Origin of the sequence: Mesorhizobium mediterraneum (assembly GCF_002284565.1) — a bacterium.
Taxonomy (GTDB): Bacteria; Pseudomonadota; Alphaproteobacteria; order Rhizobiales; family Rhizobiaceae; genus Mesorhizobium; species Mesorhizobium mediterraneum.
The window spans coordinates 329827-342589 of sequence record NZ_NPKI01000032.1 but is presented as its reverse complement, the minus strand read 5'-3'; the positions used below and the strand labels follow the sequence as shown (position 1 = coordinate 342589).

At 62.9% G+C, this 12763-nt stretch carries 14 protein-coding genes; 7 read left to right on the top strand and 7 right to left on the bottom strand.

Annotated features, from left to right (window positions below):
* Positions 1-71: 71 nt before the first annotated feature.
* The 4 genes from CIT25_RS25510 to CIT25_RS25495 form a co-directional block, all read right to left on the bottom strand.
* Entirely contained in the window at positions 72-464 is a 393-nt protein-coding gene (locus CIT25_RS25510; protein WP_158302647.1) for a hypothetical protein, read from the bottom strand.
* Positions 465-625: 161 nt separating this feature from the next.
* Complete coding sequence (locus CIT25_RS25505; RefSeq protein WP_095487587.1) at positions 626-1027, bottom strand: type II toxin-antitoxin system VapC family toxin; 402 nt, start codon at positions 1025-1027, stop codon at positions 626-628.
* Positions 1027-1281 carry a type II toxin-antitoxin system Phd/YefM family antitoxin gene (locus CIT25_RS25500; protein WP_095487585.1) on the bottom strand — a complete coding sequence of 85 codons (255 nt, stop codon included), beginning with the start codon at positions 1279-1281 and terminating at the stop codon, positions 1027-1029. The genes CIT25_RS25505 and CIT25_RS25500 overlap by 1 nt, the downstream gene beginning before the upstream one ends.
* Positions 1282-1368: 87 nt before the next feature.
* Positions 1369-2031 (bottom strand): YggS family pyridoxal phosphate-dependent enzyme, encoded by a 663-nt coding sequence (locus tag CIT25_RS25495; protein WP_095487583.1) that lies wholly within the window; start codon positions 2029-2031, stop codon positions 1369-1371.
* A 145-nt stretch (positions 2032-2176) separates the two neighbouring features.
* Between CIT25_RS25495 and leuS the strand changes: the two genes are divergently transcribed.
* Together leuS and lptE are read left to right on the top strand one after the other, a co-directional pair.
* A complete protein-coding gene (gene leuS / locus CIT25_RS25490) occupies positions 2177-4828 on the top strand; it encodes a leucine--tRNA ligase (RefSeq protein WP_095487581.1) in 2652 nt (883 codons plus the stop codon).
* Positions 4815-5402: an LPS assembly lipoprotein LptE gene (gene lptE, locus CIT25_RS25485; RefSeq protein ID WP_095487579.1), complete on the top strand. Its 588-nt coding sequence runs from the start codon at positions 4815-4817 to the stop codon at positions 5400-5402. The genes leuS and lptE overlap by 14 nt, the downstream gene beginning before the upstream one ends.
* A gap of 106 nt (positions 5403-5508) precedes the next feature.
* On the opposite strand, the gene fsa is transcribed toward lptE, so the two are convergent.
* Positions 5509-6162 (bottom strand): fructose-6-phosphate aldolase, encoded by a 654-nt coding sequence (gene fsa, locus CIT25_RS25480; RefSeq protein ID WP_095487577.1) that lies wholly within the window; start codon positions 6160-6162, stop codon positions 5509-5511.
* Between the two features lie 90 nt (positions 6163-6252).
* On the opposite strand from fsa, the gene CIT25_RS25475 reads away from it, so the two are divergent.
* Complete coding sequence (locus tag CIT25_RS25475) at positions 6253-8436, top strand: primosomal protein N' (RefSeq protein WP_095487575.1); 2184 nt, start codon at positions 6253-6255, stop codon at positions 8434-8436.
* 11 nt (positions 8437-8447) lie between these two features.
* Here the strand turns inward: CIT25_RS25475 and CIT25_RS25470 are convergent, their stop codons facing one another.
* Positions 8448-8903: a type II toxin-antitoxin system VapC family toxin gene (locus CIT25_RS25470; RefSeq protein ID WP_095487573.1), complete on the bottom strand. Its 456-nt coding sequence runs from the start codon at positions 8901-8903 to the stop codon at positions 8448-8450.
* Positions 8900-9145 (bottom strand): type II toxin-antitoxin system Phd/YefM family antitoxin, encoded by a 246-nt coding sequence (locus CIT25_RS25465; protein WP_095487571.1) that lies wholly within the window; start codon positions 9143-9145, stop codon positions 8900-8902. The genes CIT25_RS25470 and CIT25_RS25465 overlap by 4 nt, the downstream gene beginning before the upstream one ends.
* 67 nt (positions 9146-9212) lie before the next feature.
* Here CIT25_RS25465 and CIT25_RS25460 point away from each other — a divergent pair, with 67 nt between their 5' ends.
* The 4 genes from CIT25_RS25460 to atpA all read left to right on the top strand — a co-directional run bounded on the left by CIT25_RS25460 (position 9213) and on the right by atpA (position 12735).
* Positions 9213-9908 carry an aspartate/glutamate racemase family protein gene (locus CIT25_RS25460; RefSeq protein WP_095487569.1) on the top strand — a complete coding sequence of 232 codons (696 nt, stop codon included), beginning with the start codon at positions 9213-9215 and terminating at the stop codon, positions 9906-9908.
* Positions 9909-10004: 96 nt separating this feature from the next.
* The gene (locus tag CIT25_RS25455) at positions 10005-10400 is read left to right on the top strand and encodes an AGROH133_08824 family phage infection protein (RefSeq protein WP_095487567.1); all 396 of its coding nucleotides are present in this window, start codon (positions 10005-10007) and stop codon (positions 10398-10400) included.
* 245 nt (positions 10401-10645) lie between these two features.
* Positions 10646-11206, top strand: coding sequence for a F0F1 ATP synthase subunit delta (locus tag CIT25_RS25450; protein WP_095487565.1), 561 nt, complete (start codon positions 10646-10648; stop codon positions 11204-11206).
* Entirely contained in the window at positions 11206-12735 is a 1530-nt protein-coding gene (gene atpA, locus CIT25_RS25445) for a F0F1 ATP synthase subunit alpha (protein WP_095487564.1), read from the top strand. Before CIT25_RS25450 ends, atpA begins: the two co-directional genes overlap by 1 nt.
* Positions 12736-12763: the final 28 nt, after the last annotated feature.

Sequence of the window (12763 nt, the reverse complement as noted above, 5' to 3'; positions counted from 1 at the left end):
AAGGGCGCCGGTTGCCGGCCATCACGCTCATCACGAAGGGTTTTTGCCAGCCCTGGCAGAAAGGCGCCGCCTCAACCAACCAGGCGCGCCACGATCGCGAAGGCCGTCATGCCAAAGGCGACGGCGGCGAGCGGCAGGAGGAGCTCGACCACCGCCGTCTTGGCGCTCATGCGACCTTGCCCGGTATCGAATTCGCCGGTCATCCAATCCTCGAAGCTGTGGGCGGTCGCGGACGTCCGACGATGATGTCGAAGCCAGACGCGCCCTGCAATGGCGGGCAATGCCACCGAGATGATGATGAATCCGGTCATGACGACGAGAAGATAGTCGGTATAGCCGCCGTCCCCGAAGCCCGCCCAGGCCGACAGCGCGTACCACGCGGCAAGGCCGACCATCGCCAGATAGACGTGCGGGTGCAGGCCGTTGGAGACATATCGGTTATGGGGAACGTGTTCCTTGCTCATGTTGCCCTCCTTTGGCATTGCAAAGGAACGGCCATGCTTGGTCGCTCGGGTTCTCCCACGGAGCTAGCGCGCAGCCCAGGCGTCGCAATGCGGTGCTATGACGCGGCCGCTACGATCGTCTAGCATTGCGACCGCGTCGGTGCCGTGAGGCCGAATGGAGGTCAGATAGCCCAAGGGTTGAGGACCGTCACCCCGGTATCGTTGAAGTCGGCGACGTTGCGCGTAACCAGAATGAGGTCGTGGACGAGCGCGGTCGCGGCGATGAGCGTGTCGGCGCTGCCTCGTGTGCGACCTGCTGAAATGCGGCCCCAGGCCAAGGCGACCTCTTCGGTAACCGCAAGGATGCGATCGGCATTATCTCGGCGAAGTTCTCGCAACCAAAGATCAAGACGCGTGCCTCGTTCGGGATCGACTTTACGCAACTTGACGATCGCGCGTTCGATCTCGCCGATGGTGATAACGCTGAGACTTATCGAATCCGGGTCTATGGAAGCCAGCCAGGCAGTCGGCTTGAGTAAGCGTCGTTCCACATCCGAAACGATGTTCGTGTCAAGCAGGTACATCAGAGGTCGATGTCGCGGATCATCGTATCCGAGCGACGGTTGACCTCCTCGGCAAAATCATCATCCCAGACCGGACCGGTCAGAAGATACTCTGCCAGCGTCTTCTTTTTTCCCGCCAGACGGTCATAGTCTTCGGCAGAAAGCACCACTGCTGCGCGCTCGCCGCGCAGGGTTACCGTCTGCGGTCCTTCGCTGCGTGCACGCTGAACCACTTTGGAAAAGTTGTTCTTTGCATCCTGAAGGTGCCAGTTCATTGGTCTCTCCTAGCTAGCTTGGCTAGATATATACCTGACATGTCTGGACATCAAGGCTGGACAAACGGTGGCAAAACGAAACGTCCGTTAACGGCTACCGAAGATCGCCGAGCCGATCCTGACGCTGGTGGCGCCGAAGGCGATCGCTGTCTCGTAATCGCCGGACATGCCCATCGAGAGCTTTTCTACCTTGGCCTCAACCCCAAGTTTCTCCAGCAGGGCGAAATGCGGGCCGGGATTCTCGTCGGCCGGCGGAATGCACATCAGACCTTCGATGGCGAGGCCATGAACCGTGCGGCAACGGGTGACGAAGGCGACGGCCTCACGCGGTTCGATGCCGGCCTTTTGCGGTTCCGAGCCGGTGTTGACCTGGACGTAGAGCCTTGGCGACCGGCCTTGTCTGGCGATCTCCTTGGCGAGTTCGGCGGCGATCTTCTCGCGATCGACCGTCTCGACGACGTCGAACAGCGCGACCGCTTCCTTCGCCTTGTTCGATTGCAGCGGACCGATAAGATGCAGCTCGATGTCGGGGAAAGCTTCCTTCAGCGCCGGCCATTTTCCTTGTGCTTCCTGGACGCGGTTCTCGCCGAAGATACGCTGGCCGGCCTCGATGACCGGGCGGATATCGTTGGCGTCGAAGGTCTTCGAGACCGCGACCAGCGTCACCGCGCCGGCCTGCCGTCCCGCCTCGCGCTCGGCAGCGGCGATCTTCGCCTTGACCGTGAAAAACTGTTCGACGGCGCTCGTCATGCCTATATCTGCCTCTAGTTTTGATACTCGCCGGATCGCCGCAGTTGACGGGTCCGGCAATCCATGGTGAACACCGCGACGACATTTCCTGAGCCGCCGGGCATTGTCCGGCCGTTCGCGCATGCTTTTAAGTGAAAAACATCCGATGGCAACCGAACGATACAACCCGCGCGCATCAGAGCCCAAATGGCAGAAGGCCTGGGACGCCAAGAAGCTGTTCGAGGCTGACAACGACGACCCGCGCCCGAAATACTACGTGCTGGAGATGTTCCCCTATCCGTCGGGGCGTATCCATATCGGCCATACCCGTAACTACACGATGGGCGACGTGGTGGCGCGCTACAAGCGGGCCAAGGGTTTCAACGTGCTGCACCCGATGGGCTGGGACGCCTTCGGCATGCCGGCCGAGAACGCGGCCATGCAGAACAAGGTCCATCCCAAGGACTGGACCTATCAGAACATCGCCGTCATGCGCGAGCAGCTCAAGGTCATGGGCCTGTCGCTCGACTGGGCACGCGAATTCGCCACCTGCGATGTCGACTATTACCATCGCCAGCAGATGCTGTTCCTCGATTTTGTCGAGAAGGGTCTGGTGACGCGCAAATCCTCCAAGGTCAACTGGGATCCGGAGGACATGACGGTGCTTGCCAACGAGCAGGTCATCGACGGACGCGGCTGGCGCTCGGGCGCGCTGGTCGAGCAGCGCGAGCTGACGCAGTGGTTCTTCAAGATCACCGACTATGCGCAGGATCTGCTGGACTCGCTCGAAGGCCTCGACGACTGGCCGGAAAAAGTGAAGCTGATGCAGGCGAACTGGATCGGCCGTTCGGAAGGCCTGCTGATCCGCTGGCCGCTGGCCACCCCAGCTACTGGCCCAGCCACTGGCAAGGTGATCGACGGCGAAGATGAGCTGGAGGTCTACACGACGCGGCCCGACACCATCTTCGGCGCCTCCTTCATGGCGGTCGCAGCTGATCATCCGCTGGCGAAGAAGGCGGCCGAAAGCAACCCGGCGCTGGCCAAGTTCATCGACGAGGTTCGCCACATGGGCACTTCGGTAGCGGCACTGGAGACGGCCGAGAAGAAGGGTTTCGATACCGGTATCCGCGTCGTTCACCCATTCGACGCCAACTGGACGCTGCCTGTCTACGTCGCCAATTTCGTGCTGATGGAATACGGCACCGGCGCCATCTTCGGCTGTCCGTCCGGTGACCAGCGCGACCTCGACTTCGCCAACAAATATGGCCTGCCGGTCATCCCGGTGGTGATGCCGGAAGGCGAGAATCAAGGAAACTTCCAGATCATTGACGAGGCCTATGTCGGCGACGGCGTGATGATCAATTCGCGCTTCCTCGACGGCATGAAGCCGGATCAGGCGTTCGACGAGGTGGCGAAGCTGCTGGAACAAAAGACCATCGGCAACCGGCCGATGGCCGAGCGCAAGGTGAACTTCCGCCTGCGCGACTGGGGCATTTCGCGCCAGCGCTACTGGGGCTGCCCGATCCCGATGATCCATTGCGAGGATTGCGGCGTGGTGCCGGTGCCGAAGGCGGACCTGCCGGTCAGGCTGCCGGACGATATCGAGTTCGACCGGCCGGGCAATCCGCTCGACCGCCATCCGACATGGCGGCATGTCAAATGCCCGCAATGCGGCAAGGATGCACGCCGCGAAACCGACACGATGGACACGTTCGTCGATTCGTCGTGGTATTTCGCGCGCTTCACCGCGCCCTGGGCGAACGACCCGACCGATCCCAAGGCAGCGACTGAATGGCTGCCGGTCGATCAGTATATTGGCGGCATCGAGCACGCCATCCTGCACCTGCTCTATTCGCGCTTCTTCACCCGCGCCATGCGCGAGACCGGCCATGTCGATCTCGCCGAGCCGTTCAGGGGACTGTTCACGCAAGGCATGGTGGTGCACGAGACCTATCGGGTCGGCAGTGGGTCGAACAGCCGCTGGCTTGCGCCCAGCGAGGTGCGGCTGGAGGACGTCGACGGCAAGCGCCGCGCCATCGAAATCGCGACCGGCGAAGAGGCTGTAATCGGCCCGCTCGAAAAAATGTCGAAGTCGAAGAAGAACACGGTGAGCCCGGAAGAGATCACCGACGGCTACGGCGCCGACACCGCGCGCTGGTTCATGCTGTCAGACTCGCCGCCCGAGCGCGACGTCGAATGGACCGACGAAGGTGCGGCCGGCGCGCATCGCTTCATCCAGCGCATCTGGCGCCTGGTGTCGACGGCCGCCGAATCGCTTGCCGGCACCCAACCGGCAGCGGCGGAGGAGGGCGAGGCGGGGACTGTTTCCAAGGCCGCGCATAAGATCCTGAAATCCGTCGGCGAGGATATCGAAAAGCTCGCCTTCAACCGCGCCATCGCCCGCATCTACGAGCTCGCCAATGCGCTCACAACGCCGCTCAACGAGGTGGCCGAAGGCAAGGCCGGTGCGGCGCTGAAAGGTGCCTGCCGGCAAGCCGTCGACATCCTTGTGCATCTGATCGCGCCGGTCATGCCGCATCTGGCCGAGGAATGCTGGCAGACGCTCGGCGGCACCGATCTGGTCGCCGAACTGCCCTGGCCGGCGTATGATCCGTCGCTCGTCGTCGACAGCGAGATCGTGCTGCCGGTCCAGGTCAACGGCAAGAAGCGCGGCGATTTGACAATTGCCCGCGACGCGGACCAAGGTGCGGTCGAAAAAGCGGTTCTGGCTCTCGACTTCGTGCAGAAAGCGCTCGAAGGTAAGGCGCCGCGCAAAGTGATCATCGTCCCGCAGAGGATCGTCAATGTCGTTGCCTGACTTAGGGAAGACAGAAGTGACGTATTTGCTGCGCCGCGCAGCGCTTTGCGGCCTGGTCGCTTCGGTTGCGCTGGTTTCAGCCTGCACGGTGCGCCCGCTCTATTCGAGCGCGCCGTTGTCGGCCGGGTCGCAAGTCGGCGCTGCCGCCGAACTCGGGTCCATCTCGGTCAAGCCGGTCAACACCCGCTACGCTCAGCAGGTCCGCAACAACCTGATCTTCGCGCTCGGCCAGGGTGCGGGGGAGCCGGCTTCACCTGCCTATTCGCTTGATCTCGGCGTTAGCGAACTTGTCGAGTCCGCTGCAATCGTGCAGGTCACAACCGATGAGGACGAGCCGACGGCGGGCACGGTGACACTGACCGCGAACTATGTGCTGACCGACGCCAAGACCGGCACGACCATCGCGACCGGCAAGCGCTCGATAGCGTCGTCCTTCGACAAGCCCCGTCAGGAGTTTGCCTCCTACCGGGCGCAAATCGACGCCGAGAACCGCGCGGCGCGCGAATTGGCGGACCTGCTGCGCCTGTCGATCGCCCAGGATCTGGTCAAGCACGGCAAGACGGTGGCGGGTTAACTTTCCGGCCTCGATCAAGACGTTCCGGTTCTCGCTCACAGCCGCTTGCTGGCGCACAAAAAAGGCCGATTGCTCGGCCTTTTTTCATGAACGCGGCGTCTTGTTTTCAGCCGATCTTCTGGCCGGTCTTAGCCCAATCAGCGAGGAACTGCTCCAGGCCCTTGTCGGTCAGCGGGTGCTTGACCAGCGCCTTCAGCGTTGCCGGCGGCGCGGTGATGACGTCGGCGCCGATCAGCGCGGCCTGCTTGACATGGTTCACGGTGCGCACCGAAGCGGTCAGGATCTCGGTCTGGAAATCATAATTATCGTAGATGGTGCGGATGTCCGAGATCAGTTCCATGCCATCCCAGCCGGTGTCGTCGATGCGGCCGACGAAGGGCGAGATGAAGGAGGCGCCGGCCTTGGCGGCGAGCAGCGCCTGGGTCGCCGAGAAGCAGAGCGTGACGTTGACCATGCGGCCGTCCGACCGGATATCCTTACAGGCTCTCAGGCCGTCGAGCGTCAGCGGCACCTTGATGCAGACATTGTCGGCGATCCTGGCCAGGATCTTGGCCTCCGCCATCATGTCCTTGTATTCGGTGGCGACGACTTCGGCAGAGACCGGGCCCTTGACGATCTCGCAGATCTCCCTGGTGACGTCGGCGATCTTGCCGCCGGATTTGAGGATCAGCGAAGGATTGGTGGTAACGCCGTCGAGCAGCCCCAGATCGTTCAGGTCACGGATTTCATTGACATCGGCAGTGTCGACAAAAAATTTCATGGCGGGTCTCCTGAAGATTTTCATGTGCATGCCATGCACATTTGGGGTCGGCCTTTGCTCTAGACGAAAGTCGGGGCAAGGTCACGCCTCATGATCGAAGATTCGCCCTTTGTCGCAGCCGCGCCAGTGCTGGTGCCGATGCCCGCCGAGCGCCCCTACACCTATGCCGTGCCCGCCGGCATGCGCGTGGTGCCGGGCTCGATCGTGCGCGTGCCGCTTGGTCCGCGCCAGGTTGCGGGCATCGTCTGGGATGGCGCCGTCGAAAAGGTCGATGCCAAAAAACTGCGCCCGATCGAGCAGGTCTTCGACTGCCCGCCGATCGACCGCGCCATGCGCCGCTTCGTCGACTGGATCGCGCAATACACGCTGTCGCCGCCCGGCATGGTGGCGCGCATGCTGCTGCGGGCGCCGGAGGCCTTCGACCCGGAACCGTGGATCGAAGGGTTGCAACGCACCTTTGCCAAACCCGATCGGATGACGGGTGCGCGGATGCGCGTGCTGGAAACAGCCGAAGGCGGGCTTGCCTGGACGCGGTCCGGGCTGGCGCATGCGGCCGGCGTTTCGTCGACCGTCATCGACGGGCTGAAAGCGCAAGGCGTGTTCGAGACGGTCATGATCCCGCCGCGACCGGTCGTCGCAGCACCCGACCCCAGCTACGCCCAGCCTTCGCTGATGCCGGACCAGAGCGATGCGGCCGCCATGCTGCGCACCAATGTCGCGGCCGGCGCATTCGGCGTCACGCTGCTCGACGGCGTGACCGGGTCCGGCAAGACGGAGGTCTATTTCGAGGCGGTGGCGGCGGCGCTCGACCGTGGCAAGCAGGTGCTGATCCTGCTGCCGGAGATCGCGCTGACCCACGCCTTCCTCGAGCGCTTCCAGGAGCGATTCGGCGCCAAGCCGGCGGAATGGCATTCGGACCTGCCGCCAAGGATGCGCGAGCGTGTCTGGCGGCAGGTGGCGGAAGGTGGAGTGCGCGTCGTTGCCGGCGCGCGTTCGGCGCTGTTCCTACCGTTCCGGGAACTCGGGCTGATCGTCGTCGACGAGGAGCACGACCCCGCCTACAAGCAGGAAGACCGCGTCTTCTACAACGCCCGCGACATGGCGGTGGTGCGCGGCCATATCGGCGGCTTTCCGGTCGTGCTTGCCTCGGCGACGCCGTCGGTCGAAAGCCGGGTCAATGCGAGCCAGGGGCGCTATGACAGGGCGGTGCTTGCGGCGCGCTTTGCCGAGGCGGCCCTTCCCGACCTGAAGACGATCGACATGCGCCGCGCCCCGCCGGCACGCGGCGGCTTCCTGTCGCCGGTGCTGCTTGGCCGTATGCGCCAGACACTGGAGAAAAAGGAACAATCGCTGCTGTTCCTCAACCGGCGCGGCTATGCGCCGCTGACGCTGTGCCGGGTCTGCGGTCACCGCTTCGGCTGCCCGGTCTGCTCGGCCTGGCTGGTCGAGCATCGCTTTCGTGGCCAGCTCGTCTGCCACCATTGCGGGCACAATGAACGCCGTCCCGAGGCCTGCCCGGAATGCGGCACGCTCGATCATCTGGTCGCCTGCGGGCCGGGCGTCGAGCGCATCGCCGAAGAGGTCGTTGCGCATTTCCCCGACGCCCGAACCATCGTGCTGTCGTCCGACCTGATGGGCGGTGTGCGGCGGCTGAGGCTGGAGCTTGAAGCCATCGCCAATGGCGAGGCCGACATCGTCATCGGCACGCAGCTTGTCGCCAAGGGTCACAATTTCCCCAACATGACGCTGGTCGGCGTGGTCGACGCCGATCTCGGTCTTGCCAATGGCGATCCGCGCGCCGCCGAGCGCACCTTCCAACTGCTCAGCCAGGTGACGGGCCGCGCCGGAAGAACCGGCAAGAAAAGCCTTGGCCTGCTGCAGACCTTCCAGCCCGACCACCCGGTGATGCGGGCGATCGTCTCCGGCGACGCCGAGGCTTTTTACGAGCGCGAGATCACGGAACGTGAACGAGCGGCGCTGCCGCCTTTCGGCCGGCTCGCCGGCGTCATCGTCAGTGCGGCGACGCGGGCGGAAGCCGAAGGGCACGCCCGCGGCCTGCGGCGTGCCGCACCGCAGGCAAGCGACCTGTTCGTGCTCGGACCGGCCGAGGCGCCGCTGTCGCTGATCGGCGGCCGCCATCGCTTTCGCCTGCTGATCCAGGGCGAGCGGCGCGCTGACATGCAAGGGTTCATCCGAGCCATGCTGGCCGAGGGACCGAAGATACGGGGCTCGGTGCGTGTGCAGGTCGATATCGACCCGCAGAGCTTTTTGTGATGGGCGAAGAATTAAGCCCTTGGCCCGCCCTCAGCGAATGGGTTCAGGTACGGTACATCGAGGATGGCGAAATGCCGGACATTGGCTGTCAAGACAGACAGGCCGTTCAAACGAGCAGTCGCTGCGATCAAGACATCAGCCAAGCCCGGACTGACACCTCGTGCGATAGTTGCGTCTTCCAGTCGTCCGGCTTCTCGCGCGATTGCAACATCGACGGGGAGGATGCGCTGGTCAAATTCGACAAGTAAACTTTCGAACCAGCGGCTGATGCGTTCCACCTTCGCATGTCCGCCTGACCGCTTCAGTTTGGCGATGCCTCTTTCCACCTCTAGAATAACGATCGACGACATATGCCAGGAGCCACGCTCCCGTTGTTCAGCAACCCACTTCTGCACATGTTGAGGAATCGGAGTGCGGCCAGGTGCAAAGGCCGAGAGAAAAGACGTATCAAGCAGATAGTCGCTCAAAACTCGACTTCCCGCGATGGCGATTCGTTCCGCTCAAGCTCGATGCCACCTGGGTATTGAAGCAGGAAATCCACGAAGTCTTTTTGGCTGTTTTGCGGATAGAGCTTCCGTCCCTCATCGATCGGTACAACCATGGCTGTCGGCTTGCCGTGCTTGGTAATGACAGTAGGCTCGCCATTCGCCGCCGCCGCCACGAGCACGGAAAGGCTCGCCTTCGCTTCTCGTAGCTGCATTGTCTTCATGCGAGAACTCCTTGTGGTCTCATGTGGTCACAATATAGGAATCGCACAGGAAAAGGAACAGCCCATCATGAAAACCCTTGGCCTCATCGGCGGCATGAGCTGGGAATCGACAGCGATCTACTACCGCCTGCTCAACGAGATCGTGCGCGAGCGGCTGGGTGGGCTGCATTCGGCGAAACTGCTGCTGTGGTCGTTCGACTTCGCCGAGATCGCCGAACGGCAGCACGCTGGCGACTGGCAGGGGGCGGGCGTTCGGCTGGTCGACGCCGCGCGCAAGCTGGAAGCAGCCGGCGCCGAAGGGCTGCTGATCTGCACCAACACCATGCACAAGCTGGCCGACACGGTGCAGACGGCGGTGTCGATACCGCTCATCCACATCGCCGACGCCACCGCCGTTGCGATCAGCCAGGCCGGCGTCAAGCGGCCGGCGCTGCTGGCGACGCGCTTCACCATGGAACAGGATTTCTACAAGGGCCGGCTCACCGACAAATACGGACTTCAACCGGTGGTGCCTGATCAAGCCGGGCGGGATATGGTTCATCGCGTGATCTACGACGAACTTTGCCAGGGCATCGTCAGTACCGAATCAAAGGCGGCCTACGTTGATGAAATCGCTCGCCTGCGGCGCGACGAAAAGATCGACGGCGTCATCATGGGGTGTACCGAGATCACCATGCTGATCGGCCAGCCGGACTTCGACATTCCTGTGTTCGATACGACGCGCATCCATGCCGAGGCGGCGGTCGAATTCGCGCTAGGTTGATGCGCTTTTCGCAAATTGCCGGCGCCCATCTGGCGCATGTCTCTTCCTTCGCTAGAATGCCCGAAATTTCGAAGCAGCCATTTACGAGGGGACAAGATGGAATTTGCGTTTCCGTGGCCGATGAGCCAGGGCGAGTGGCTGGCGTGGTCGAGCGCTGTCGTGACGTTGCTGTTCGGCCTGCTGCTGTTCCTGGCGCCGGGGCTGGCCTTCCGCATCCTGCGGCTGCAGGTCAAGCCCGAGAAGGCGGCGGCGATCGCCGAAGGGCGCGGCAGGATGTCGGGCTTCTATCTCGGCGTTAGCCTGTGCTGCATTCTGCTGGCGCAGCCGCTGCTCTACATGGCGCTTGGCTTTTCCTGGCTGTTCACCGCCTTCGGCCGGCTTCTGTCGATGATGTCGGATGGCGCCAACACGCCTTTCAACTGGGTTTCAATTGTGGTGGAACTGGTGTTGGCGGCGCTGCCGCTTGCCTTCGCCTTCGGCTTTGTGCCTTGAATCAAAGGCTAATTCGGGGCCAGTCGTTGAGCTCGGCCGCCAGATGCGACAATAGTGCCTAAAACCATGCAGGACGACGCATTGCGGTCTTAAAATGCCTGTGCTAGACGGCAATCGACTTTCGGCCGGGGATAGCGGAAGCCGCGCCTCCGTGCTTGGAAAAATGCAGTAAGGTCAAAGATTTAGCCAGAGTTCTCGCTCGCGCCAATAATCTGCGGCCTGTCAGACAAGAGAAAAGACGGTCCGTGGCCCAATCGTCATCGCCAATCTCAGGTGTTGCAGAACGCTATGCGGGTTCGCTGTTCGAGCTCGCGCTGCAGGCAAACTCGGTTGCTAAGGTTGAGGCTGACCTCAACAGTTTCGCGACGATGCTCGAAGGCAGTGCCGACCTCACCCGTCTGATCAATAGCCCGGTGTTCTCCAGCGAAGACCAGGCCAGGGCCATTGCGGCGATCGCCGACAAGGCAGGGATCACCGGCCTCACCGGAAATTTCCTGCGCGTCGTCGCCCAGAACCGCCGGCTGTTCGCCATCCCTGGCATGATCAAGGCTTTCCGCCAGATCGCCGCCGAGCATCGTGGCGAGACCGCCGCTGAAGTCACCTCGGCGCATGCGCTGACGGCGGCTCAGCAAACCGAGCTGAAGGCGGCGCTGAAAAGCGTTGCCGGCAAGGATGTCGCGATCACCGTGACCGTCGATCCGTCGCTGCTCGGCGGGCTGGTGGTCAAGATAGGCTCGCGTCAGATCGATACGTCGCTCAAAACCAAACTCAATTCGCTCAAGCTTGCACTGAAAGAGGTCGGCTGATGGACATCCGCGCCGCGGAAATTTCCGCAATTCTGAAAGACCAGATCAAGAATTTCGGCAAGGAGGCCGAGGTCTCCGAAGTCGGCCAGGTTCTGTCCGTCGGTGACGGCATCGCCCGCGTCTATGGCCTCGACAATGTCCAGGCCGGCGAGATGGTCGAGTTCCCTGGCGGCATCCGCGGCATGGCGCTCAACCTCGAAGCCGACAATGTCGGCGTCGTCATCTTCGGCGCCGACCGCGACATCAAGGAAGGCGACATCGTCAAGCGCACCGGCGCCATCGTCGATACGCCTGTCGGCATGGGCCTGCTCGGCCGCGTCGTCGACGCGCTCGGCAACCCGATCGACGGCAAGGGCCCGATCAAGGCGACCGAGCGCAAGCGCGTCGACGTCAAGGCGCCCGGCATCATTCCACGCAAATCGGTGAACGAGCCGATGTCGACCGGCCTCAAGGCCATTGATGCGCTGATCCCGGTCGGCCGCGGCCAGCGCGAGCTGGTCATCGGCGATCGCCAGACCGGCAAGACCGCGATCATCCTCGACACGATGCTCAACCAGAAATCGGTGCACGATCACGGGCCGGAGAAGGAAAAGCTCTACTGCGTCTACGTCGCCGTCGGCCAGAAGCGCTCGACCGTCGCGCAGTTCGTGAAAGTTCTCGAAGAGCGCGGCGCGCTCGACTATTCGATCATCGTCGCCGCCACCGCTTCCGATCCGGCGCCGATGCAGTTCCTGGCGCCGTTCACCGCCTGCACGATGGGCGAGTATTTCCGCGACAACGGCATGCATGCGCTGATCAGCTATGACGATCTGTCGAAGCAGGCCGTCGCTTACCGCCAGATGTCGCTGCTGCTGCGCCGCCCGCCTGGCCGCGAAGCCTATCCGGGCGACGTCTTCTATCTGCATTCGCGTCTTCTGGAGCGGGCCGCCAAGCTCAATGACGACAATGGCGGCGGTTCGCTGACGGCGTTGCCGATCATCGAGACCCAGGCCAACGACGTGTCGGCCTACATCCCGACCAACGTCATCTCGATCACCGACGGCCAGATCTTCCTGGAAACCAATCTGTTCTTCCAGGGCGTCCGCCCGGCGGTCAATGTCGGCCTGTCGGTGTCGCGCGTCGGCTCCTCGGCGCAGATCAAGGCGATGAAGCAGGTCGCCGGCTCGATCAAGGGCGAGCTCGCGCAGTACCGCGAAATGGCGGCCTTCGCTCAGTTCGGCTCCGACCTCGACGCCGCCACGCAGCGCCTGCTCAACCGCGGTGCGCGCCTGACCGAACTCCTGAAGCAGCCGCAATTCTCGCCGCTCAAGGTCGAGGAACAGGTCGCGGTGATCTTCGCCGGCGTCAACGGCTATCTCGACAAGCTGGCGATCGACCAGGTCAGCAAGTTCGAGCATGGCTTGCTCAGCCACATGCGCTCGGCCGGCAAGGAGGTGCTCGACGGTATCCGCAAGGAGAAGGCGCTGTCGGACGATCTACGCGCCAAGCTGAAGGCGGAGATCGACACCTTCGCCAAGACCTTCGCTTGAACGAAGCCGGACGGACGGGATCAGGTTT